At 63.7% G+C, this 21009-nt stretch carries 28 protein-coding genes; 13 read left to right on the plus strand and 15 right to left on the minus strand.

What is annotated here, in order from left to right; genetic code table 11:
• The first annotated feature begins 33 nt into the window (after nt 1–33).
• On the plus strand, nt 34–639 hold the full coding sequence (locus tag ACZI8R_RS05215; RefSeq protein WP_463378509.1) for a TetR/AcrR family transcriptional regulator: 606 nt from the start codon (nt 34–36) through the stop codon (nt 637–639).
• Nucleotides 640–726: 87 nt separating this feature from the next.
• The gene (locus tag ACZI8R_RS05220; protein ID WP_463378510.1) at nt 727–1107 is read left to right on the plus strand and encodes a hypothetical protein; all 381 of its coding nucleotides are present in this window, start codon (nt 727–729) and stop codon (nt 1105–1107) included.
• A 6-nt stretch (nt 1108–1113) separates the two neighbouring features.
• Here ACZI8R_RS05220 and ACZI8R_RS05225 read toward each other — a convergent pair whose 3' ends face one another.
• From ACZI8R_RS05225 to ACZI8R_RS05235, 3 genes are all read right to left on the minus strand, one after another.
• Nucleotides 1114–1545 (minus strand): VOC family protein, encoded by a 432-nt coding sequence (locus ACZI8R_RS05225; protein WP_463378511.1) that lies wholly within the window; start codon nt 1543–1545, stop codon nt 1114–1116.
• 26 nt (nt 1546–1571) lie between these two features.
• Entirely contained in the window at nt 1572–1793 is a 222-nt protein-coding gene (locus ACZI8R_RS05230; RefSeq protein ID WP_463378512.1) for a hypothetical protein, read from the minus strand.
• Between the two features lie 175 nt (nt 1794–1968).
• On the minus strand, nt 1969–3015 hold the full coding sequence (locus ACZI8R_RS05235) for an AraC family transcriptional regulator (protein WP_463378513.1): 1047 nt from the start codon (nt 3013–3015) through the stop codon (nt 1969–1971).
• A 72-nt stretch (nt 3016–3087) separates the two neighbouring features.
• Between ACZI8R_RS05235 and ACZI8R_RS05240 the strand changes: the two genes are divergently transcribed.
• Nucleotides 3088–5322: a fatty acid desaturase gene (locus tag ACZI8R_RS05240; protein WP_463378514.1), complete on the plus strand. Its 2235-nt coding sequence runs from the start codon at nt 3088–3090 to the stop codon at nt 5320–5322.
• 9 nt (nt 5323–5331) lie between these two features.
• On the opposite strand, the gene ACZI8R_RS05245 is transcribed toward ACZI8R_RS05240, so the two are convergent.
• Both ACZI8R_RS05245 and ACZI8R_RS05250 read right to left on the minus strand, forming a co-directional pair.
• A complete protein-coding gene (locus tag ACZI8R_RS05245) occupies nt 5332–5709 on the minus strand; it encodes a hypothetical protein (protein ID WP_463378515.1) in 378 nt (125 codons plus the stop codon).
• Between the two features lie 25 nt (nt 5710–5734).
• Nucleotides 5735–5920: a helix-hairpin-helix domain-containing protein gene (locus tag ACZI8R_RS05250; RefSeq protein WP_463378516.1), complete on the minus strand. Its 186-nt coding sequence runs from the start codon at nt 5918–5920 to the stop codon at nt 5735–5737.
• Nucleotides 5921–6013: 93 nt separating this feature from the next.
• Here ACZI8R_RS05250 and ACZI8R_RS05255 point away from each other — a divergent pair, with 93 nt between their 5' ends.
• The gene (locus ACZI8R_RS05255) at nt 6014–6547 is read left to right on the plus strand and encodes a DUF3558 domain-containing protein (RefSeq protein WP_463378517.1); all 534 of its coding nucleotides are present in this window, start codon (nt 6014–6016) and stop codon (nt 6545–6547) included.
• A gap of 51 nt (nt 6548–6598) precedes the next feature.
• Complete coding sequence (locus ACZI8R_RS05260) at nt 6599–6964, plus strand: hypothetical protein (RefSeq protein WP_463378518.1); 366 nt, start codon at nt 6599–6601, stop codon at nt 6962–6964.
• Here ACZI8R_RS05260 and ACZI8R_RS05265 read toward each other — a convergent pair.
• Nucleotides 6961–7860, minus strand: a complete 900-nt coding sequence (locus tag ACZI8R_RS05265) for an alpha/beta fold hydrolase (RefSeq protein ID WP_463378519.1) — start codon at nt 7858–7860, stop codon at nt 6961–6963. The two genes, ACZI8R_RS05260 and ACZI8R_RS05265, sit on opposite strands and share 4 nt — an antisense overlap.
• A gap of 96 nt (nt 7861–7956) precedes the next feature.
• Between ACZI8R_RS05265 and ACZI8R_RS05270 the strand changes: the two genes are divergently transcribed.
• Entirely contained in the window at nt 7957–8409 is a 453-nt protein-coding gene (locus ACZI8R_RS05270; RefSeq protein WP_463378520.1) for a MarR family winged helix-turn-helix transcriptional regulator, read from the plus strand.
• Nucleotides 8410–8464: 55 nt separating this feature from the next.
• Complete coding sequence (locus ACZI8R_RS05275) at nt 8465–8701, plus strand: hypothetical protein (protein ID WP_463378521.1); 237 nt, start codon at nt 8465–8467, stop codon at nt 8699–8701.
• 2 nt (nt 8702–8703) lie between these two features.
• Here ACZI8R_RS05275 and ACZI8R_RS05280 read toward each other — a convergent pair whose 3' ends face one another.
• The gene (locus ACZI8R_RS05280; protein WP_463378522.1) at nt 8704–9510 is read right to left on the minus strand and encodes an ArsR/SmtB family transcription factor; all 807 of its coding nucleotides are present in this window, start codon (nt 9508–9510) and stop codon (nt 8704–8706) included.
• A gap of 67 nt (nt 9511–9577) precedes the next feature.
• Between ACZI8R_RS05280 and ACZI8R_RS05285 the strand changes: the two genes are divergently transcribed.
• On the plus strand, nt 9578–9949 hold the full coding sequence (locus tag ACZI8R_RS05285) for a DUF4186 domain-containing protein (RefSeq protein ID WP_463378523.1): 372 nt from the start codon (nt 9578–9580) through the stop codon (nt 9947–9949).
• Between the two features lie 20 nt (nt 9950–9969).
• Here ACZI8R_RS05285 and ACZI8R_RS05290 read toward each other — a convergent pair whose 3' ends face one another.
• Genes ACZI8R_RS05290 through ACZI8R_RS05300 form a run of 3 tightly spaced genes read right to left on the minus strand, consistent with a single transcriptional unit; the run spans nt 9970 to nt 11411 of the window.
• On the minus strand, nt 9970–10380 hold the full coding sequence (locus ACZI8R_RS05290) for a VOC family protein (protein WP_463378524.1): 411 nt from the start codon (nt 10378–10380) through the stop codon (nt 9970–9972).
• Between the two features lie 19 nt (nt 10381–10399).
• Complete coding sequence (locus ACZI8R_RS05295; RefSeq protein WP_463378767.1) at nt 10400–10834, minus strand: helix-turn-helix transcriptional regulator; 435 nt, start codon at nt 10832–10834, stop codon at nt 10400–10402.
• A gap of 25 nt (nt 10835–10859) precedes the next feature.
• Nucleotides 10860–11411, minus strand: coding sequence for a TetR/AcrR family transcriptional regulator (locus ACZI8R_RS05300; protein WP_463378525.1), 552 nt, complete (start codon nt 11409–11411; stop codon nt 10860–10862).
• A 95-nt stretch (nt 11412–11506) separates the two neighbouring features.
• Between ACZI8R_RS05300 and ACZI8R_RS05305 the strand changes: the two genes are divergently transcribed.
• The gene (locus ACZI8R_RS05305; RefSeq protein ID WP_463378526.1) at nt 11507–11956 is read left to right on the plus strand and encodes a DUF6463 family protein; all 450 of its coding nucleotides are present in this window, start codon (nt 11507–11509) and stop codon (nt 11954–11956) included.
• On the opposite strand, the gene ACZI8R_RS05310 is transcribed toward ACZI8R_RS05305, so the two are convergent.
• Both ACZI8R_RS05310 and ACZI8R_RS05315 read right to left on the minus strand, forming a co-directional pair.
• Entirely contained in the window at nt 11852–13018 is a 1167-nt protein-coding gene (locus ACZI8R_RS05310) for a GDSL-type esterase/lipase family protein (RefSeq protein WP_463378768.1), read from the minus strand. The genes ACZI8R_RS05305 and ACZI8R_RS05310 overlap by 105 nt on opposite strands.
• Before the next feature lie 34 nt (nt 13019–13052).
• A complete protein-coding gene (locus tag ACZI8R_RS05315) occupies nt 13053–14582 on the minus strand; it encodes an alpha/beta hydrolase (protein ID WP_463378527.1) in 1530 nt (509 codons plus the stop codon).
• A gap of 95 nt (nt 14583–14677) precedes the next feature.
• On the opposite strand from ACZI8R_RS05315, the gene ACZI8R_RS05320 reads away from it, so the two are divergent.
• The gene (locus ACZI8R_RS05320; RefSeq protein WP_463378528.1) at nt 14678–15106 is read left to right on the plus strand and encodes a hypothetical protein; all 429 of its coding nucleotides are present in this window, start codon (nt 14678–14680) and stop codon (nt 15104–15106) included.
• A gap of 1 nt (nt 15107) precedes the next feature.
• On the opposite strand, the gene ACZI8R_RS05325 is transcribed toward ACZI8R_RS05320, so the two are convergent.
• Nucleotides 15108–15989: a hypothetical protein gene (locus tag ACZI8R_RS05325; RefSeq protein ID WP_463378529.1), complete on the minus strand. Its 882-nt coding sequence runs from the start codon at nt 15987–15989 to the stop codon at nt 15108–15110.
• 119 nt (nt 15990–16108) lie between these two features.
• On the opposite strand from ACZI8R_RS05325, the gene ACZI8R_RS05330 reads away from it, so the two are divergent.
• The 3 genes from ACZI8R_RS05330 (at nt 16109) to ACZI8R_RS05340 (ending at nt 18562) form a co-directional block, all read left to right on the plus strand.
• The gene (locus ACZI8R_RS05330; RefSeq protein ID WP_463378530.1) at nt 16109–17293 is read left to right on the plus strand and encodes a sensor histidine kinase; all 1185 of its coding nucleotides are present in this window, start codon (nt 16109–16111) and stop codon (nt 17291–17293) included.
• Complete coding sequence (locus tag ACZI8R_RS05335; protein WP_463378531.1) at nt 17290–17922, plus strand: response regulator; 633 nt, start codon at nt 17290–17292, stop codon at nt 17920–17922. The genes ACZI8R_RS05330 and ACZI8R_RS05335 overlap by 4 nt, the downstream gene beginning before the upstream one ends.
• A 64-nt stretch (nt 17923–17986) precedes the next feature.
• Entirely contained in the window at nt 17987–18562 is a 576-nt protein-coding gene (locus tag ACZI8R_RS05340) for a class I SAM-dependent methyltransferase (protein WP_463378532.1), read from the plus strand.
• Here the strand turns inward: ACZI8R_RS05340 and ACZI8R_RS05345 are convergent, their stop codons facing one another.
• Nucleotides 18563–19282, minus strand: coding sequence for a FadR/GntR family transcriptional regulator (locus ACZI8R_RS05345; protein ID WP_463378533.1), 720 nt, complete (start codon nt 19280–19282; stop codon nt 18563–18565).
• Nucleotides 19283–19317: 35 nt separating this feature from the next.
• Nucleotides 19318–20985: an L-lactate permease gene (locus ACZI8R_RS05350; RefSeq protein WP_463378534.1), complete on the minus strand. Its 1668-nt coding sequence runs from the start codon at nt 20983–20985 to the stop codon at nt 19318–19320.
• Nucleotides 20986–21009: the final 24 nt, after the last annotated feature.

Raw genomic sequence — 21009 nt, forward strand, 5'->3', positions numbered from 1 at the left:
TGCTAGCACGGTGTATTGGTGAGGAGTTTACGGATGGCGGAAACGCATAGCGCTCTCGACTCGCGGGCCAAGGTCATCATCGCGGCCTGCGAGATGATCGGCGAGGATCCGGCGTCGGCTTTGAGTGTTCGAACGGTGGCGGCACGCGCCGGAGTGAGCATGGGGTCGCTGCGTCACCACTTTCCGACGCAGCGCGCGCTGCGTGACGCGGTGCTCGAGACCATCTACGACGCGGTCACGCCCGACGACCACATCATTCACGACACGTCGGTTCCGCCTCGTGACAGGCTGGTTCAGTGTCTGCGGCAGGTCCTGGCCGCGGAGGTCGGCGAACAAGCGCGTCAGGCCTGGGGCAAGTTCTACGAGGCATTCGTCGCCCCGGAGCCCACCGCCGAGATTCGGACGGCGTACTCGGCCATGGCCAACGAGGGCCAGCGCCGGGTCGAACATTGGATCACGATTCTCGCCAAGGAAGGCGTTGTTTCCGGCGGCGATACCGCGCAGCATGCGGCCTTCGTGAACGTTGTGCTCTCCGGTCTCTCGCTCGAGCGGGCCCTGCCCACCGACCAGCCCATTCTGGAAAGAGAAACTGCAGCGCTGTATGCAGCAGTGGACTCGGTTCTCGATTCGCAGGGCTGAACCCGGCGAGCGTGTTCCCCGGCGCCCGGATTCCTTCTCGGGTACCGTCCGGGACTGGGTTGGGGAGACTCGCGAGAGGGGATTGGTATGAAGAACGTTCAGCGTGCTTTGGCAACTTCTGTGATGGTTCTCGGGCTGGTCGGCGCCGGCGGCGCGACCGCATTCGCCCAGCCGACGGGCTCACTCGGTGGAGACGGCCCCGACATCAAGTTGTCGAAGGGAACACACTCGCTCGGTTGCGCAGTCCTGGTCGAGAATGTGGGCACGGAAACTGCAGAAGGTGTCACGGTGAAGCCCGTGTTGGGAACGTTTCCGGATGATGTGGAGCTCGGCGATATCGAGCCGGGAGAATCAGCTAAGGCGGACTACATCGACTGCCAGATGTCGATGACTCCGATGGCGTTCTACGGGACGACCTCCAACGGGGATACGAACCTGTTCAACAACTTTGCGATCGCGTACCCGTAGTCCAAATCAGGGTTTGAACTCGACCTTCCCGGTATAGCCGACCATCCACTGGATGCCGAACTTGTCGGTGATCATGCCGAACCGCTCGGCCCACTCGACCGGGCCGAGTGGCATGGTCTGCTCACCGCCGTCGGACAGCCCGGCGAAGATTCGGTCCGCTTCGTCGGCGCCGTCGGCTTCGATCGACACCACGAAGTTGTTGCCCGTCGTGACTGCGCCCATTTGCTCCGGGACGTCGGACCCCATGAGCACACTGTCGCCCAGAGGCAGCGCGACGTGTGCGACGCCGTTCTTTTGCTCGTCGGATATTTCCATGTCGCCGGTATCCATGTCGGCGAAGCGAACCATCTGGAGTTCACCACCGAACACGGACTGGTAGAAGGTGAAGACGGCTTCGGCGTTGCCGTTGAAGTTCAGGTACGGGTTGATCGACTTCACAGTTCGCTCCTATCGACGGTTCTCATCTACCGGAAACAGACCTGAGCTTGCAGATTTCGCAGGGCCACGGCCAGAGGTTCTTGGGACAGGCCCAAGGGGTCGATACTTTGCTGGATCACATAGATCGGCCCACCGACTATGACGCATAGCGGGGTCGGCGGCTGCGATGGCGGACTCGCGTGGGCGAGGGCGGCACCGGCCATCATCAACGACAGTGTCATGACCGCCGTCGCGGCGAAGGTACGCATGGCCGAACTCCTTGCGTCGACGAGGCCCGCAGGCGTCGACGATCAGTGGCGGACCTGTCGGTTCAGTATGACGATCGCAGTGGTTGCCGTGCTGCCGAACCTCGAGAATTTCGGGTCCGTTCACCCCTGTGAGCGGGTAACGAGTCCCCACACTCGCTGCGCACGCACGGGGCGGTCAACGGCCAGAGTCAGTGCCTCCGTCGCGCCCGAGTCTTCGAAAGTAGCTGGGCGCGATACCTTCCCAACGTGTGAAGCTGTGGGTGAAGTTCGCAGTCTCGGCGTATCCCAATCGTGTGGCGACGTCCGCGACCGAAATATCTCGGGAGAGCAGTTCGATGGCGCGTGTGCGCCGCACCTCGTCGAGAAGCGCGCGGAAAGAGGCGCCCTCCCGCGCCAGGTTGCGGCGCAGCGTGCGCGGGTCGAGGTGCAGTTCCTGTGCGACGGTGTCCATCGACGGCCAACCGTCCGGCTCATGCATCAGCCTGCTGCGAACCTGCCCTGTAACCCCGACCCGAGCCAGTCGGCGACCGAGGATTTCCTGGCACTGGCTCTCGAAGATGCGCGCCGTGTTCGCGTCCGCCTGCGGCAACCGTAGGTCGAGTGTCGACAGCGGCAGTACCAGCCTGTGCCCGGCCGGGTGTCGACGAACCGACTCGGATTCGATACCCCACTCCTTCGCGAGCAGAGTGGCGCGCGCCGGTTCGAGTGCTGTTTCGAGACGTATCGGCGTCAAGTCGATCTGCCCGCCACGCAATGCGGTCGCCAGTCCGGCCATATCCCGTTCGACGACGAACGGCCTGATGTCTGCCGGTAGTTCGTCGTCCGATCCCACCAGGTACGCATGGTCGTCATCGGTCTCGATCGAGAAGCGCAGGTGGGTGGGCGACAGTGCGAGATACGGGATCGCGCGCTCCGCCGCGTCCCGAAACGTGGGGCCGGCCAGCAGCATGAAGCCGATCACGCCGGTTCGGCCGAGCGTGGAATGCTTTCCGACCTCGATGCCCAAACCTGGGCGGTCGCCGAGCCGGCCCAGGATATTGCGGATCACGTCGAACTCTTGATGCGCCCAGATCTCGGCGTTCTCGTCGTCGAGATCGCGTTCGGTGATGCCCGTGCCCTGCAGACACTCGGCTGCGGACAGGCCGTGCTCGGCGCCGCCTTCGAGCATGATGCGGACGCCTTCCGTGCCCCGCGGCACCGCCCACACGGGCGAGGACTTCATTGTCCGAAAATACCAAATGTCTGCCCGAAAGGACCATTCATCTGCGTGAAAGTACTGGCTAGCGTCGTCATTATGACAATGACCGCTGATGTTCGCACCGAACCTGCAGGCGAAGCCGAGCCGACACTTGCAGACGAACTGCAGGCGCTCTACGCACGGGCCAAGTCGGAGGTGGGAGACCGCGACCTCGCACATATCCGCAATGTCACCGCCTATGGTCAGGCGATCGATGCGCGCCGGTTGGAGTTGCTGCGCGACGGCGGACCGCACGCGATTCGTCGCGCCGCGGCCTTGGAGATGTTGTACCGGCTGATGCAGTTTTCGGAACTGGGCCACAACATCATTCACGGTAGTTACGACCATCTTCCGAACAACGGTGACTACCACTCCGAGCGGTACCGGTGGGACTTCAATGTCGATGTCGACCACTGGAAGACGATGCACCACGTCGGGCATCACCCGAACACCAACATCGTCGACAAGGACCACGACCTCGGTTACAGCATCATGCGCGGATTGGCCGGCCAGGACTGGTACGGACATCACGTGGCGCAGACGGCGATCGTGTCGGCTCTCGCGGCGTTCGCGCCACAGGCGGCGCCGTTCTTTCTTGCGAACGTGGCACGAAAGGTCGAAGGACGAAAGTTCTTCAGCGGATACACGCTGCGTTCACCGGCCGCACTCGCCGTCCGCGACGCGAAACGCCGGTACGTGCGTGAACCGCGGGCCGCAGGTTCGAGGCTGCCGCAGGCGTTGCTCACAAACTATCTCGGTGGGGTGAGCGGGTACATGTCCGTGCTGTTCCTCGTCTTCATCGAACACCACGCGGGAGAACTGGAATTGTTCGCCGACCCAGGCCCGGACGAGACCGCGGACCAATATTACGAACGGCAGATCCGGGCGACCCGAAACTTCCTGCCCAGCCCTCGACTGGACGACGCCCTCGAGCGAATCCTGCTCGAGGAGGTGCCATTCGAGAACCGTCCCGGCATGAATATCTTCTACGGTGGCCTCGACACCCATATCGAGCATCACCTCTTCCCGGACCTGCCGCCGACGAAGCAACGTGAAATTGCACCCGAAGTGCGGGCGATCGCCGCGAAGCACGGACTGCCGTACCACGAGACGCCACTGCTGGACACGGTGCCGCTCGTTGCGAAGACGTTGACGCGTCTGTCCGCCCCCGTCGGTGAATCGGAGTTCGGTCACTCACGAAAGTTGCTGGCGCACCCGGCCTCGCTCGCACGCCGGCTCGCCTACGGCGCCGTCTACAGGGCACTGCCGGAAGCGCCGTATCTGAACAAGCCACGGTTCCACAACGCGCAGGTCAAGGTCGTATCCGCGAAGCCTGCGGTGAACGGTGCGGCTATGTCCGTGCAGTTACAGAAGCCGCGCGGCTGGGACGATGTTCGTTGGGAAGCAGGCGCTTTCGTGTCGATTCGGGCCGAGGTCGGTGGTGACGACCTGGTCCGCCAATACAGCCTGGTTCACGACAGCGACTCCTCGGACATGCTGGAGATCTGCATAAAACGTGTTCACGACGGGCGGGTCTCGAACCGCCTCAACGACGAACTCCGAGCTGGAAAGTACGTGACCCTCGTCGGCGTGCCCAGCTCCACCGGCGACTTCGCGTTGGAAGCCGCAGCGCCGAAGTCGCTGTTCATCGCCGGCGGCGTCGGCATCACGCCGATCATCAGCGTGCTCCGTCGGATCGTCCGTGAGGCAACTGATTCGGACGCAGTGCTGCTCTACTTCAACAAGGACGATCGGTCGATCATCTTCGAGCGGGAGCTACGAGAACTCGCCCGCACATCCGGGGTCACTCTGCATCTGTTCACGAGCGCGCCTTCGCGGCACAGTGACGTCGAGCAGGGCCGACTGTCGGTCGACCTCATCCGGCACAACGTCTGCGACGCCAACGATCGTGAAACCTATGTCTGCGCGCCGCCGGAGATGGTCGACCGCGCTCGCGGGTGGATGAGCGAACTCGGCCTGCCCGAAAGCCGGTTTCATGCAGAATCGTTCACCCCGCCCGAGCTGGAACGTCCAGTGGATGACGGTTCTCGCTACACCGTCCGATTCCGCCGTAGCGGAAGCTCGGTGGAGATCAACGGTGCAACCACGTTGTTGGAAGCGGCGACCCAGGCAGGGATCCGCGTGCCTACCGGCTGCGAGCGTGGGCTGTGTCGGGCGTGCGTCACGCCCAAGCTGAACGGCATCACGCAGCGGGAACTCGACGGTCCGCAGTTGGAGCGAGTCACGGTCTGCAACAGCATGGCGTGCTCGGATGTCGAGTTGGATCTGTGAAGCCGCCTGTCAATTCAGCATGAACACCGGGGCAGAGCCCGTGTCGCTCCACTCCGAGAACTGCGCCCCACAGGTGATGGTCGCTTGATCGCGATCGGTTCGAGGGGCGCTGAACCCGGCAAGACCGATCGGATTCACGATTGCCTGTCCGTAGTCGTCGGCGGCACCGATCGGAACTCCGACCGGTGCGCTCTTGCACACGTGATTCGGTTCGGCATTCACGACGGCCGAATAGGTGTTGGCGCCCAAGGATGCGGCGAAGACGGTCAACGTCGGGGCCGGAGGCGGGATTCTCGGCTCGTCGTCCGCGGCCGCAGTTCCGGCGCCGATGACGGCGAGGCACGCCATAGCGGCTCCTACGGTCGAGGCACGTGCAATGGTGTTCATCGCGTTCAACTCCCTCTCACGGTCGTCAGTTGTTCTCGCGCGCTTCTTTCAGAAGGCGGATGGCCTTGGGGCCTACGCCGTGCAATTTCGCGAGGCCGTCCAGATCGTCTGGCAGGTCGGACAGGGACGAGTGGCCGGCGTCGATGAGTGCGCCGGTGGCCGGCCGCCCGATCTTGACGCCGTCGAATGTCGGTCCCCGATCCGCTGACATGCGGTCAGTGTACGGAGACAGGCTTCGCCCGTGAGCGGTTAAGGAGTCCCCACACTCGTCAGCCGCGCACGAGGGTGGTGAAAGGATGAGCGCATGAAGACGATCCGAGTAGCCGCGGGTGCGGCAGCGCTGCTGGTTACGGCAACCTTCGGCGCGGTGGGGTGCAGCGACAGCGGGGGCTCGGAGGCTCCGACGACAACGGCGGCAGCAGAGCCGTGGGATCCGTGTTCGCTTCCCGATGAGGCGTTGCGACAGGCGGCCTTGGATCCCGCGACCGAGGGGCCGGGGTCCCTGGGTCCCGGCCAGCCGGGATGGAAGAGCTGCGAATGGAAGAACGACGACATCGGAGTAATAGTCAGCGCTTCGGCAACTGCGACTGTCGACCAATTCCGTAATGGGCCTGGCAACATCGATTTTCGAGATGTGACGGTGTCTGGCCGGCAGGGTTTCACCCATCGTGAGGAGGGTGACGAGCCAGGAACATTCTGTTGGCTGGTGGTGCCATTTCAGAGTGGGGGCGTGATGTCGATGCAGGTTGCGCGGGGCGGCTTCACCAAAGACACCACGCCTATGTGTGAGTGGGCAGTCAGGGTCGGCGATGCGTTGGTTGCTGGCATGCCCAATTGAGGCGCTAAGGTTTCGATGGAATCAAAGACTGACAGGGGGAGGACTTCCGAGATGAGTGGTGAAACGTCCGGGGTGGATGTCTTGATGTCGCTTGCAGGGCGGGCGAAGGCCGGCGAGTTGGTTCTGGATCCCAGCGTGGCCCAGGATTGCGCCGCCGCATGCAAGGTCGCTATCGCTGACCTAATTGCAATTCGCGACACAATGAGCCAGCAGACGTCCCTACTGCCGCTCGGCAACTTCGGTTGTGGTGACGACCTTGCGGTGATTCTGTCCGACACGACTAAGCAGTTCGTAGACCGTCTCGGCGAGCACATCACCTGCTTGAAGGCCATTCACGACATGGTGGGAGCGCAGATCGCTGAAACGCTGACGACTGATGACGAAACCGCGCAGGCCATGGCTCGGATCAACGCTTAGGCTTCGCTTGTGAGTGCCCAAGGAGGCGACATGGCATCGATCAAGATGTCGTTCACCTCGGCTGCGGGTGTCATCGGCATCGTGTGGTGAGTTGCCCCCGCTACGACGGCAGAGCGAATGCGGGGCAGCGAGCCGACAATGTCCGCGGCGATGTGTGCACTGTTGTGCACTTTGCTCTCTGCAGCGAGAATCACAGTCGTGTCGGCGCGAAGGGCTAGCAGGTCATTTCGTTTGGGGCGCTTGGGAACAACGATCTTCGACTTCGGGAAGTGTGCAGCTCCCCGTGCCAGGAGATCGAGCCAGTCTTCATCCACACCCTGTCCGTCGGTCTCCCAGGAAATGAAGGCGCGTTGGCGCTTTTCGTTGGGACGCAACAGGAGTGGCAGGGCATGCACGAGGTACGCCGCCCGCATGCCGGCGAAGCAGGAATTCGGGTCGAGCAGCGCCAACTTTCGAACACGCTCCGGTTCACGCAGTGCGTACGCGAGCGCAATCATCGCGCCATACGAGTGGCCGACGAGACCGAACTCCGTCAGACCAGCCGCCGTTGTGATGGTGCTGAGCCAGCGAACGAGGTCGTCCGTCGTACGCACTTGTTCACCATCCGCCGCGCTGCGTCCGACGTCACCGATGAGGTCGACCGCGTAGACCCGATAGTGCTCCGCGAGGGTGCCGATGTTCGCGAACCACACTGTCGATGTTGCTCCGGCGCCGGGTAGCAGAACGATCGGTGGCGCATCGGACCGGCCACACACGTTCACCCTGGTCGTCCCGAAGTCGGATGGCAGATCGATACCGGTGACATCCACCGGCCACTTTCCGAGGACGCGATCGTAGGCCCGGTAGAAGCCGGCGCCCTCGGCTGTATCGGCAAATTCGACAGTCTTCAACGACATCCGAACTCCAGGTCAGATAATTCGATGCATCGAGATACTCGGTATGTCGAGATAGTACGATCTCGGAACACCGTTGTCGACCCAGGGGAGATCGTGATGGACTCGCTGAACACCGTGCATCAGCTGCGCGCGCTGGTGGTCGACCTGCATCTTCTCGGTGCCGAATTCGCGCGAACGCATGGCCTGCACCCAACCGACCTCAGGGCCTTGATCTGCCTGCTCGATGCGGAACGTAATGGTCACGAGGCAACTCCCACCTGGCTGAGGGAGCAACTTCACCTCAACTCCGCCTCGATCACCGCGCTCGTCGATCGAATGGAGAAGGCGGGTCACGTGCGTCGTCAGCGTGACGACAAGGACCGAAGGAAGGTCGTGATTCGGGTGACGCCCGAAGCGATCAGCCTCGGCCAAGAGTTCTTCGGTCCGACGATCTCGAATGCCTCGACCGCAATCGACAAGTACACCCCGGAGCAGCTCAGGGTGATCGACGGCTTCCTGGACGATATGCAGCGGGCGGTTCAGGCCGGCGATGGTTCGAATGATTCCTGAAACCGATCAGGAATCGAGAAGCGAAGACGGCCTGGTCCCGCCTAGCGTTGCAGGCATGAAAACGATGACATGCAAGCAACTGGGTGGACCGTGCGATACCGCGTTCAGCGCAGACAAGGCCGACGACATCATCCACGCGCAGGACAGTCACCTGAAGGAGATGGTGGAGAAGGGCGACACCGCGCACGAGCCCGCCCTGAAGGAGATGCAGGGTCGATGGAAGCGCCCGGTGTCAGGACTTGGGTGGTATCGGAATACGAAGAAGGCCTTCAAAGAGCTTCCCGAGGACTGACCTCAGTCGTTCGCGGCCATGTTCGCGGCTCGTTCCTCCGCGTGAAACTCCCAAGGCGCTTGTGGCAGAACATCTCCGGTCTCTAGGAGTGTCTTGAGGTTGGCGAGGATGGCGGGCCAGCCCTCTGCGAAGGACCGACGGTCGTCGTCGCTTCTGATCTGGGTGTGAGTCATGGTCAGCTTGACGATGTCCTCGTGAGATTCGATGTCGAAGGTGACCAGGCTCCCCTCGAAGGCCGGGTCGGCCACGCGTTCAGGGTCGTCGAAGGTGAACGCGAGCCGGTGCGGCCGGTCGACCTCGATGACGTTTCCCGCGACATCCGAGATGCCGGAATCATCGGTTCGGACGTGGTCGACTCTGCTCCCGACCGTCCAGTCGGACACCTGGGTATGACCCCAGAATCGGCTGGTCAGCTCGCGATCGGTGAGTGCGTCCCACACGCGCTCCGGGGTGGCGCGAATGTAGGTGGTGTAGACGTAATCCGGGACGTTCATGCTCGGCTCCTCCGCGCGTTGTTTGATCGTGTCGAGGGCATCCAATCGGTCGTCCTCGAATTTCCAGATCCAACGGCTCCGAACCTCGTGAATCGGAACCGGATTCAGGTAGTGCAGCTTTCGGCGTCCGTCGCGTACCGCGGTCACCAGATGGGCCGCTTCCAGGAGTTCGAGGTGCTGGCTCACCGATTGCCTGCGCATATCCAAGCCTGCGCAGAGCTCGTTCAACGTCAATCCTGAATTCGTGTGAAGCATGTCGAGTAGCCGCCGGCGACTGGGGTCGGCAAGTGCTTTGAATACTGCGTCTGCGTCCACGACACCATTATGCAGGTATATGCCTGCATAATGCAACGGCCACTGCCGTCGCGGTAGAAAGGTGGGGATGGACGACCTGGACGCGCGACTGCAGCGGATCGGACGGCACGCCTTCCGTGCCAAGTTCCGGCTCCGGGGTCGTGATCGCGCAATCGTCGACCTCCGAGGAATCGTCACTGTTCGCAGGCACGCTGAGCAGTTCATCGACCGCAGGCTGGTGCCGGCAGAGCCTCGCAACGACGGACGCCAGACTCCGTACCGCGGTCACCCGGTCTTCGTCGCCCAGCACGCGACGGCCACGTGCTGCCGCACCTGCCTGGCTCGGTACCACGACATCCCGGCCGGACATGCGCTGGACGACGAGGAACGCACCTACGTCGTGGAGGCCATCTGCCGATGGATCATCGGGCAGTACGCACCGAAGAGTCCGCCGCCATGAGCCCGATCAGCGTTGCTCGTTCAGTCGCGCTGATTGACGCGGATCAGATTGCCGGAGGGATCGCGAAACGCGCAGTCCCGGACGCCGTAGTCCTGGTCGATGGGCTCCTGGACGACATCCGCGCCCGCGGCCTGAAGGCGATCGAAGAGTCCGTCGAGGTCGTCCGTCGCGAGGGTGACGGCGGTGTAGGCACCCTTGGCGATGAGCTCGAGGATGGTCTGGCGCTCCGCGTCGGTGACACCCGGATCGGCGGCCGGCGGATGCAAGACGATGGACGTCTCGGGCTGACCGACCGGACCGACGGTGATCCAACGCATGTCCTGATAGCCGACGTCCTTGCGGACCTCGAAACCGAGAGTGTCGCGGTAGAAGCCAAGTGCGGCTTCGCCGTCGGTGTGCGGAAGGAAGGCGTAGTGAATGATGATGTTCATGTCTCCACGCTAGACACACCTAGGGGGAGCGCGCTTCTCGATTCCTGACCGGTCTGGTGACCTGTTTCGCCAGACACGGCGGGATGCCTTTGCCTGCCTGTGAGTGGTCGCGCCGGTAGATGCTCGGGGGAACGCCGACCAACTCCGTGAATCTCGTGCTGAACGTGCCGAGCGAGGACGACCCCACCGCGAAGCAGACTTCGGTGACGCTGAGGTCCCCGCGACGCAAGAGTGTCATCGCGCGTTCGATCCGCCGAGTCATCAGGTACGAGTACGGGGACTCGCCGTAGACGCGACGGAACTCCCGACTCAGGTGTCCGACCGACATGTGCGCTTCCCGTGCCAACGTCTCGACACTGAGCGGTTTGGCGTACTCCCGGTCGATATGGTCACGAACGTGCCGCATCGCGATGATGTCGCGTAACCGTTGTGCCTCCGCTCGCTCCGGTGTCATACGCTGCATCTTTTCACGGTTCAGATCAACGCCCGAGGGCAATTGCACTTGCCCGAGTGAGTACTTGTTGTGTCGTGTGCCCGGGGTGATCGGCGGCGACGAAATGGACGCCGATGGCCATGCAGAAGGCAAGCAGGCTACGGGCCTCCACTTCTTCCGGGTCGGAGCAGTAGCTTCCGATGGCGTCGCGGATGAGTTGCATGCGCCGATTGTCCACGCGGCGTAGGCGTTCCGAGACCGTATCGTCTCGACGGGCCCAGGCTCGGACGGCGAGGTCGATGGGGAGCAGGCGGTCGTCGGAGAATGTGAGCTGACCGGCAAGTCTGGCCTTTTCGAGCGGGTCGCCGTCCGTGTTCTCGATCTTCTCGAAGACCTCGTCGACGCTTTCTCGTTCCCAGGCGTCGAGCATCTCCCGCAGTAGGTCGTCTCGATCCGAGAAGTAGCCGTAGAAGCCGCCTTTCGTGACGCCGAGAGCTTTGGCGAGGGCCTCGATGCGGACGCTGTCGGCGCCCCCGGTGGCAAGGGCCTGCAAACCTGCCTCGATCCACTTCTCGCGCGGGGTACGCAAAGCGCCCATCTGAGACCTGCCTTTCGAAAAATGCTCTATACGCAACCGAATAATAGGTCTATGGTCACGTTGTACGCCACCGTATAAGTTGAAGGAGAACTCCGATGATCGCACTGGCAGGCTGGCTGATCACTCTTTGCGGAGTGGGGCACAGCGTGGGCGCGCTTGTTCAGTCCGCGCCTAAGTTCGCCGACGAGTGGTTCGGCTTGGCTCTGTGGGAGGAACAGAACCAGAACCTCGTCCACATGAACGAGGTCACCGCTTCGTTCTGGTTCACCTGGTACAGCTTCGGCCTCCCGCTGCTGCTGTTCGGATTGGCCGTCCTGTGGATGGCCCGGTCCGACGTCACTCCACCGGCCTTCATCGCCTGGGGCCTCGCGGTGTGGGCCGGCGTTGGTGCGGTTCTCTCCGGCCCGTCGCCGCTGCTTCTGCTCTTGCCGGCGGCTGTTCTACTTCTCCTGGCGAACCGCCGCGGCAAACGGGCCGCCGTCGGCAAAAGCGAAGGCGAAGAACCGCTCGCCGATACGTTCGTGAGCAGGCGGGCTGGGGTGTAGCGCGTCCGTGTGGGGAAGTTCTTCTGCGTCGGCCTCTCCGAAGAGCGTGAGGCCGTCCAAGAAGTGCAGGTTCGGGTCGTCGGCGCGACGTTCGAAGAGTGCGCGCATCTCACGGCGAACGGACTGCAGTGTCATCCGCCCGAGTTTCTCGTCCTCGGGATTGCCGGTTGCGATGAACCGAGCCTGACCTGTGCTCAGTGACGCGGGATCGAATGCGCCGGGGCCGGGTGTTTCCTCATGAATTTCGCAGAAGATCGGTGAGACAAGGACTATGGGCGTTTCCGGATGGCCGTCACGGATCGTGTCGAGGAAGCCGTGCACGGCGGGAACGAAGGTGCGCACATGCATCGCGTCGAGATTCACGACGTTGATGCCGAGCTTGACGCTGATGACGTCGGCGGGGGCGGCGCTGATGACTCGGGCCGCGAACTGGTCGACCAGAGCGTTCCCGCCGAACCCGAGGTTGCGCAGCTCCACACCCGCGTGGCGCGCCGCTATTGCCGGCCACGTTCTGCTCGGCGTCGACGTATTGGACCCTTGGCTGATCGAACTGCCGTAGTGAACCCAGCGAGGGTCGACGACGTGGTCTTCGTGGACCGAGTCATCGGCACATAGTTCGACAAGGTCGACGGCTTCGTTGTGAGGAAGCCAGAACTCGACCCGCTTGTCACCCTCGGGAAGGTCGGCCAACACGGTCGTATGTGATGGTCCCTCGTGGAACGACTGCTCGCCGGTCGCCGGGTCGATCTCGACCACATCGCCACTGGTCAGCACGTCGCTGTTCACCAGCTCGCCGTCGATGAACACGTCGATACAGCCGCGCGGACGCTCCAGGCCGCGGTATGCCATCCGGTTCGGGTGAGAGACGAGTTCGAGCCTGCGGGCGGCGGTGCGCATCACGAGCCGAACCCCCGAAGGCTGGCTCTCCATCGCGAGCAACCTCGGCTCGGGGAATTGCCCACGCACCCAGGCGGGGAGTCGATGCACGCGAAGTCCACGGTCGACAGATTCGATGTCGGCGGCGCCGCGCACCATGCCCGGGGTGACAGCGGTACTGATCATGGCGTTCACGTGTCACAGTGTGCCTGCCTGCGGATCAGTGCGCCGCGAACGGCACCGTGTCCGGAGTGCAGCCGGTTCCGTCCGGTGGTAGTTCACGATGGACGAGATAGCGATCGACGAGCGCAGACGTACAGGCGTTGGTGGTGTCGTGCCCCGAACCGTCGACAGTAACGAGTCGTGCGTCGCCCAACGCGTCCTTCGCCGAGTGGGCGAACCTCAGCGGTGTGACCGGATCTGCACGGTTGTTGATCAGCAGCAGCGGCGTCTCGGTTTCGACTTCCCACGGTCCGTCGTAGCGGACGGCGCTGGACGGCCACCCCGCGCACGGCTCGGTCAACGACAGCCAGAGCGCCCCGAACCGTGGCGCACCTGCTTGGGCAGATTCAGCGGTGAGCTCCGACCATCGTCCCGAATCCTCCGGCAACGAATGGTCGGCGCACGCGCTCGCGATGTGTGACTCGAGGAAGTCGGGTGTAGGTGTGGTGGCCGCGAGAATCTGTTGCACGGCCGCAGGATCGCCGTCAGATCCCGCGTCCAACTCTGCGACGACATCGGCCAAGGCAGGCCATCCTGCGGTCGGGTCACCGAGAAGGGTGGAGGCGACGAGTGCGACGTCGGACAGGTGGACCGGGAGAGAATCCGTCCCTTGTCCGACGACGATCGGTCCGTCTTCGAGTTGGTCGAGCACTGAGTCGGTCGAGGTTTGGGCCCTTCCCGAGATGGCGCAGAGAGAAGCATCCGACGAATCACACTGTGCGGTGAACTCTTTCAGGACGTCTTCGGTGCCGACTGCGCGTTCGTGGAGGGTTCCGACCGTGTCGTCCGCGTAACCGTGTGGGTCGATCACCGAGCCGAGGTGCATGGCGCGCACACGATCCCCGTAGATCGCGGCATATGTTTCGCCGATGTACGTCGCATAGGACGCGCCCGAGAATGTCAGTTTGTCGTCGCCGACTGCTCGTCGAATCATTTCCACGTCGTAGGCGACATTCAAGGTGGACAGATGCGGCAGAAGATCGCGTTCTCGGTTGCTGCATCGGGTGGCCAGTCCGTCCGCTGCCTTTCGTGCTGCTTTCTCTTGCCCGGTAGCCGGGGGCCACGGAACGTCGGCCCAGAACGTGGCGCGGTCGTCCTCGCTGTCGAAGCAGTCGACCTGTCTGCTCCTGCGGACGCCGCGCTGGTCGAAAGTCACCGTGTCGAATCGGTCGGCGACCTCGCCCGAAGCAGACGGCAATGCGGCCGCCGCATCCAACGCAGACATCCCAGGCCCGCCTGCCGGGACGACGACACTGCCGATTCGGCGGCTCGGGTCGTGCGCCGGCTCGCGCAGCAGCGCCAGCGTGATCGTCTCGCCGTCCGGGTCGCTGTAATCGAAAGGGACCTTCATGTTCGCGCACTGGAAGGCAGGCAACTCGGCTTCGTTGCAGGGCTGCCAATCGAGAACGGGCGTGGCTACAGCGTCCGGGCCGGCCGGGGTGTCTTCGGTCGCCTGCTCCGACGTAGGTGCGCCGCAGCCGACCAGGACGGTCGCCAAGACCGTCGAGATGATCATCGATCTGCGCATGATCCGATCATCGAACCGCTTCTCACATGTGTCGTCCGCCGAAAGGATGACCGACGAAGGTGGGAGGAGTTTGCCCTGGTGATAGTTTCTCAGCCATGAACCGGGGGAGATTCGTGATGTTGTCCGGCGCCTTGTTGACGGCATCGGTGTTGGTGGGGTGTTCGGAAGAATCGCCGATGGCCGAGGCGCCCAAGAAGCCGACACGACCGCCGCAGACTCGAATCCTCGAAGTGAACGACGGTGCGCCTTGTGACCCCAAAGTCACGTCATACGTTCCGTATGACTTTCGCCTTCAGTTCGAGGCTCACGGGCAACCGGGTGACCAATTCGACTACGAACTCACCATGATGGACGGCACGGTACGAACCGTAAGCTCGTCGAAGTTCGACGAGGGACAGTACGGGGCGTTTACCGGTCCCGGCGTAACCACCTTCGACGTCGAGAAGGTGACGGTGCACGCCCAAGGAACCTCCGGGATTCCTGGGACGTGCACCATCACGTTCCCGTCGAACTCGCCGAACTGATCTACCTTCCTCTGCTGATCATGCTGCGGAGCTCGCGAGCCGCGAGTAGGCCCAGGACCAGTGAGAGTGCACCGCCGACCGCGTCGCGGGTGGTCATCTCGGCGAGGTCTTGAGGGACTGCCGTCAAGACCAGGATGAACGTGCCGGTCGAGAAGAACGGTGCACCGGTGAACCACAGCAGACCCGCGCCGATCGAGCCGCCGCGGCGTTGCGCGATCACGAACGCCGGCACCACTGCCACGGCCACGACGATCATCACGGCCTCGGCGAGGCCGGATCCGGCCAGGCCCGACTCGGCGATCCTCGTCGCCTTCAGTCCGATGAGAGCCACTGCCAGCCCGGATGCGGTCAGGAGCGTGAAATCACGGCCGGTCGCCTGACGTACCGGCGGGAGGTAGTGCTCGCGGGCGTGGAGCAGGAAATTGGTGATCAGGGAGAGTCCCAGCACGAAGAAGCCCGCATAGACCATCGAGAACACCCAGGGTTCGATCAAACCTGGCGAAGCCTCGGGCGCGTTCGCGGTGTCGTTGGTCCCCAACAAGATTTGCAACGGCAGGCCGACGACGATGATCGCCAGGAACCCGCAGGCAATCCACATGGGCGCGAGTACGACGGCACCGGGAATTCGATATCGCCAGGGCGCCACGAAGGTAATCGCGAGGAACAGCGCGTACCCCTCCATGAAGGCGGTACCGAGGTTGATGATCCACATCGTCGCTCCCCAGTCCGCCGCCGCGTCCGACAGGCCGATCTGGAACCCGACCAGCCAGCACAGCTTCAGGATCAGGTACGGGGTGCAGGCAAGAATCGAGACGATCGTGAGCACCCGTTGCAGGCGCTGAGTGGAGGCCGGGCGGGTGGTGTAATCGAGTGTTTCTGTCATGGTTCGACGTTCCCGCGGTGAGGGGTCCACACACTTCCCCCGAATGCCGGAAAAGCCCCGATCAGGCATCCCCCGTATTGGGGAGGTGATATCGAGGTTCTGTGAGGTTCAATGGAGCCGTGCCGACAAGACGGGTAGCGGTGTCTCGACTGCTACTCGCCGGTGCCCACGTGTTCATCGGCGCCGCGGTCGCGTCGCCGTTGGTGGCTCTGGCGGCACTGTTCGCCTCTGCGCTGGTGACCGATTCCGGTGCGGGCCGCGCAGAAACACTGATCGCCGTCGTCGCGCTCGCGCTGCTCACGCTCGGTGTGGTGGCCGGTGTGCTCACTGCTCCTGGTGTGAAGAATCTCGAGGTCGTGGCGGCACGGTCACTGCTGGGAGCAAACCTTCCCGACGCGCGTCGTCCCCGTGAATGGCCTACTCGCCGCCAGGGACTGTGGTGGGCGCTCACCATCATGGCGCTCGGAGCCGCCTCGCTTGCGGTCCTTCTGATCGGCGTCCCGACTGCCGCAGGTCTGTTCGTCCCGGCCGATTCGGATGGAGCCGCAGGCATCCTCACCGAAACGAATGGCGCACTGCGGGTCCTGATCGGGCTCGGGGTGGGTGTCCTGGCACTCGCGGCGTTCGTGGGGATTGCGGAGACCGAACGTCGGCTCGCCCCCGTCATGCTCGCTCCAACCGCGGCGGAGCAGATCGACGAACTACGTTCCGCGAATCTGGAACTGACGTGGAGAACCGGACTTGCTCACGACTTGCACGACTCCATCGGGCACACTCTGACCGCGATGACCGTCCAAGCGCAGGCCGCCAAAGCTGTAACGAGTGAACCGAATCGGCATCTGGACGCGGTAGAGGAACTGGGACGTGAGGCCTTGGCTCAGCTGGACGGAACCATCAACCGGCTCACGGCGCAGGAACCGGACACTGTCGAGACCTCCGATTGGCAGTCGGAAATTCGGTCGATGACAAAGCTGGCCGGCGCGACGTTGGTCGACTCCGGCACTGCGCCGCAGAACCTTTCGGCGGCGTCCGCGGACTCCGCCAAAGATGTCGTACGGGAGGCGTTGACCAACGCGTTGCGGCACGGCAACGGCAACGTGACCGTCGAACTCGGGAGGTCCGGCAACGAGCTCGAACTCGTCGTACACAACCGAACTGCCGGAACTCCAACGAAGCCGGGACATGGGATGGGACTGACGACGATGCGGACGCGGACCGACCGTGCAGGTGGCTCGATCGCCATCGAGACCGCGGATGAGCGCTGGACGGTACGTGCGCGGCTCCCTGCAGAGGTCGGCTCGTGACGGCGGTGGCGGTGGTCGACGACGACCCGATCGTTCTCGACGGCCTGACCACACTTCTGGGAACGGCGGCGGAGATCACCGTCGTGGCAACCGGTTCCGACGGTCTCGATGCCGTCGACCTCGTCGAGAACCTCGATCTCGACGTACTGCTGCTCGATATCCGGATGCCGCGGCTGGACGGCCTCGCTGCGGCTCGGCACATCTTGACGGCCGAGGATGCACCGGCCGTGGTCATGATGACGACCTTCGACGACGACGAGTACCTTGCCGAAGCACTGCGAATCGGCGCATCGGGTTTCGTGCTCAAGCGCAGTGGCGCGGCAGAACTCGTCAACGCTGTTCGGACCGTGGTCGGCGGTCATTCCGTTCTCTTCCCGGAGCGCGTGCGTGAACTCATAGGCGCAAGGCGTCGCAGCACGCTCGCCGGCTCGCCGCTCACCCCGACCGAACTACGAGTGTTGGCGGCCATGGTGCGCGGCGACGAGAACCGCGACATCGCGGCCGCGCTGTTCGTCACCCGCGAGACGGTGAAAACGCACGTGTCCTCGATCCTGGCAAAGCTCGGTGCACGAAACCGCACGCACGCTGCAGTGCTGGCCCTGGATGCCGGGCTCGTCGACGGAGCGTGACAGTCGTCTACTCTCGGACCTCTCGTAGCGATCCGAAGAAGTAGGGGGGCTGACTGTGCCGAGAATGTCAGGTCTGGAGCAAGCGTTCTGCAGGTCTGCCCCTTGGCGGGCGTTCGCCCAGCGTGTGGTGCTCCCGCCCGCCCTTCAGGGACACGAGCCCACCGGGTCACTTCTCGAGCTCGGCGCGGGCAGCGGGGCGATGGCCGCGACCATGGCGCAACGGTGGCCTGAATTGCAGCTGACCACCACGGACATCGATCCGGCCATGACCGAGGCCGCCACCCAGCGACTTGCCGCGTTTCCCAATGCGCGGGTTCAGCAAGCCGACGCAACGGCTCTGCCGTTCGACGACGGTGAGTTCGACGTCGTCACGTGCTTTCTGATGCTGCACCACGTGGTCGATTGGGAGGATGCGGTGTCCGAGGCCCTTCGAGTCCTCAAACCGGGCGGCACGCTCGTCGGCTACGACCTCGACCGCACTGTCGTCTCCCGTTTCATTCATTGGGTGGACCGGTCCCCACACAACCTGATTCCGTTCGACGTGTTCCTTCGAAGCTTGGACGGAGTCGGGGACGTGACGGTCCGGCGGACTCTCGCGAACCACGTGTACTTGTTCACAGCGCGAAAGGCGGAAGCCTGATCACGTGTTGTCACTCTCCGCGTAGTAGCCACGAATGTGATCGACCACCCGGTTTCGAGCAAGTTCGGCGTCCCCCGCGACCACTGCCTCGACGAGACCGCGATGTTCGTGGCGCAGACGCGAGCACGTCGTGGGCCAGGTATCGAGCGGAACGCCGGAAAGCACGTAGCTCTCGATCGACGCACGAAGACCGGCCATCATCGCGGCAATCACCTGGTTGCCGGCTGCGTCGGCCATGGCGACGTGGAACTGGGCATCGAGAATCAGGAACTCTTCGGCGGTCAGGGCGATGTCGTCCATCGAGTCGAGCAGCTCGACGGCGTGTGAAATATCCGGTGTGGGTGCGCGATTCGCCAGCGTCTGCATCACCTCGGTCTCGAGAACGAGGCGCGTCTGCACCACATCGGACACCGGAAAGCCTTGAGCTGCAACCTGCATCCGCATGAGCATCGTCATGCCGCCGGTGGGCCGCGACACGATCATGGCACCGGAACTGGGGCCGGACCCGGTCTGGGTCTTCAGCAGTCCGAGCGCTTCCATCACCCGCAGTGCTTCGCGAACCGACGAGCGACCCACGCCCATATCCTCGGCGAGGGTGCGCTCGCCCGGCAGTCGGTGGCCCGGCAGGACTTCGCCGGACACCAACATTTCCTCGAGCCGGCCGAGTACCTGTTCCCAGGCGCGGGGACTCGCTCGTCGGGGCGTGGAGGGTGTCGGCATGACAGTGCAGCCTATTCGGTAGGGGCGGCCGATGGTTACGGCAGCATCCAGGACAGGACAGGGGTGGACTGCAGGTAGACGAGGGTGCACAGGATCAACAGCATGGCCAGGCTGTAGCCGATCACCTTGCGCAGCAGGATCGGTTCGGATCCCGGCTGGCCCACGGCGGTAGCGGCGATGGTCAGATTCTGGGGGCTGACCAGTTTGCCGACCACGCCGCCCGAGGTGTTCGCCGAGACCAGCAGGGTGGGATCGATGCCGGCGGTCTGTCCCGCGGCCTGCTGCAGTTTCGCGAACAGCGCGTTCGCCGAGGTGTCGGAACCGGTCACGGCCGTGCCGATCCAGCCGAGGATCGGGGAGAAGAACGCGAACACCGCGCCGGTACCCGCGAGCCACGTACCGATCGCCACGGTTTGGCCGGACTGGTTCATCACGTAGCTCAACCCCAGCACGGTCGCGACGGTTGCAATGGCGAGCCGCATCTTCACCAGCGTGGCGCCGAAGGCGGCGACACCCATCTTCGCCGTCATCGGGAACCGCCCGGAGTTGGTGAAGGCGGTGTACACGATGGTGACGATGATGCCGCAGATCAAGAGAAGGGTGCCGGGATTGGACAGCCAGGAGAATGTGTAGACGGCGCTCGAGGACGGCTCACCGGTGTCGGTCAGTAGGTTGCCGTACAGGCCGGGCCACTCCACCTTGCGATCCGTTCGGGAAAGCCACTCGGGGAGATCGAAGCCGACGGTCCAGAGCTTGGCGACACCGAACACGACGACCACCAGCAGGTACGGGAACAGCGACATGAACACGCGGTCGGCCGTGAGGGGCTCGGGCTCGACCTGGGAGCGCTGCTCGTCCGGGGTGGTCGGTGACCAGAATCGGAGCATGACGACGGCTGCCGCCAGGCCGGCGAGTGATGCGACGACGTCGGTGAGTTCGTACGAGAAGTGGCTCGAGCACCAGAACTGCGCGAAGGCGAACACGGCGCCGGTGACGAGCGCGATGGGCCAGACCTGCTTGAGGCCGCGCTTGCCGTCGACCAGGAAGAGCAGCAGCAACGGCACGAACAGTGCGAGTGTGGGGGTCTGACGTCCGACGGTGGCGGCGATCTCGGTGGCAGGGATTCCGGTGAGATTGCCTGCCGTGGTGATCGGGATGGCCATGGCGCCGAAGGCAACCGGGGCGGTGTTGGCCACGAGCACGGTCACGGCTGCGCGAATGGCCGGCATTCCGAGGGCGATGAGCATGGCGCCGGTGATTGCCACGGGGGCACCGAAGCCGGCGAGGGCTTCGAGCATTCCGCCGAAGCAGAAAGCGATGAGCATCGCCTGAACGCGCATGTCGCCGCGGCCGATCGAGTTGAACACTCTCCGCAGGTCTTCGAAGCGTCCGCTGACCACGGTCAGTTCGTAGAACCAGATCGCCGTGACCACGATCCACATCACGGGGAACAGACCGAATGCGATGCCCTGTACCGCCGACAACGCGGTGAGCGAAGTGGGCATGTCGAAGCCGACGACGGCGACGACGGCAGCAACGGCGAGCGCGCCGAGCCCCGAGTACCAGGCCTTGAGTTTGAACCCGGCGAGCAGGACGAAGAACGTCAGGAGCGGGGCGAGCCCGACCAGTGCCGAAGCGGTGAGGCTCCCTGCCACGGCGTTGGTCGACGGGGTGAACGTCTCCGCGAGCATCTCGATTGCCACGTGGAACTCCTCGGGATTGCGCTT

Source organism: Rhodococcus huquni, from assembly GCF_055231055.1.

Coding starts and splice junctions, on each gene's coding strand:
- ACZI8R_RS05320 (WP_463378528.1), top strand. CDS start 14,678: ATGAACCGGGGGAGATTCGTGATGTTGTCCGGCGCCTTGTTGACGGCA.
- ACZI8R_RS05250 (WP_463378516.1), bottom strand. CDS start 5,920: ATGTCAGCGGATCGGGGACCGACATTCGACGGCGTCAAGATCGGGCGG.
- ACZI8R_RS05230 (WP_463378512.1), bottom strand. CDS start 1,793: ATGCGTACCTTCGCCGCGACGGCGGTCATGACACTGTCGTTGATGATG.
- ACZI8R_RS05285 (WP_463378523.1), top strand. CDS start 9,578: ATGGACGACCTGGACGCGCGACTGCAGCGGATCGGACGGCACGCCTTC.
- ACZI8R_RS05345 (WP_463378533.1), bottom strand. CDS start 19,282: ATGCCGACACCCTCCACGCCCCGACGAGCGAGTCCCCGCGCCTGGGAA.
- ACZI8R_RS05265 (WP_463378519.1), bottom strand. CDS start 7,860: ATGTCGTTGAAGACTGTCGAATTTGCCGATACAGCCGAGGGCGCCGGC.
- ACZI8R_RS05260 (WP_463378518.1), top strand. CDS start 6,599: ATGAGTGGTGAAACGTCCGGGGTGGATGTCTTGATGTCGCTTGCAGGG.
- ACZI8R_RS05245 (WP_463378515.1), bottom strand. CDS start 5,709: ATGAACACCATTGCACGTGCCTCGACCGTAGGAGCCGCTATGGCGTGC.
- ACZI8R_RS05240 (WP_463378514.1), top strand. CDS start 3,088: ATGACAATGACCGCTGATGTTCGCACCGAACCTGCAGGCGAAGCCGAG.
- ACZI8R_RS05235 (WP_463378513.1), bottom strand. CDS start 3,015: ATGAAGTCCTCGCCCGTGTGGGCGGTGCCGCGGGGCACGGAAGGCGTC.
- ACZI8R_RS05315 (WP_463378527.1), bottom strand. CDS start 14,582: ATGCGCAGATCGATGATCATCTCGACGGTCTTGGCGACCGTCCTGGTC.
- ACZI8R_RS05290 (WP_463378524.1), bottom strand. CDS start 10,380: ATGAACATCATCATTCACTACGCCTTCCTTCCGCACACCGACGGCGAA.
- ACZI8R_RS05300 (WP_463378525.1), bottom strand. CDS start 11,411: ATGGGCGCTTTGCGTACCCCGCGCGAGAAGTGGATCGAGGCAGGTTTG.
- ACZI8R_RS05325 (WP_463378529.1), bottom strand. CDS start 15,989: ATGACAGAAACACTCGATTACACCACCCGCCCGGCCTCCACTCAGCGC.
- ACZI8R_RS05275 (WP_463378521.1), top strand. CDS start 8,465: ATGAAAACGATGACATGCAAGCAACTGGGTGGACCGTGCGATACCGCG.
- ACZI8R_RS05340 (WP_463378532.1), top strand. CDS start 17,987: ATGTCAGGTCTGGAGCAAGCGTTCTGCAGGTCTGCCCCTTGGCGGGCG.
- ACZI8R_RS05255 (WP_463378517.1), top strand. CDS start 6,014: ATGAAGACGATCCGAGTAGCCGCGGGTGCGGCAGCGCTGCTGGTTACG.
- ACZI8R_RS05270 (WP_463378520.1), top strand. CDS start 7,957: ATGGACTCGCTGAACACCGTGCATCAGCTGCGCGCGCTGGTGGTCGAC.
- ACZI8R_RS05220 (WP_463378510.1), top strand. CDS start 727: ATGAAGAACGTTCAGCGTGCTTTGGCAACTTCTGTGATGGTTCTCGGG.
- ACZI8R_RS05310 (WP_463378768.1), bottom strand. CDS start 13,018: ATGATCAGTACCGCTGTCACCCCGGGCATGGTGCGCGGCGCCGCCGAC.
- ACZI8R_RS05295 (WP_463378767.1), bottom strand. CDS start 10,834: ATGACACCGGAGCGAGCGGAGGCACAACGGTTACGCGACATCATCGCG.
- ACZI8R_RS05215 (WP_463378509.1), top strand. CDS start 34: ATGGCGGAAACGCATAGCGCTCTCGACTCGCGGGCCAAGGTCATCATC.
- ACZI8R_RS05305 (WP_463378526.1), top strand. CDS start 11,507: ATGATCGCACTGGCAGGCTGGCTGATCACTCTTTGCGGAGTGGGGCAC.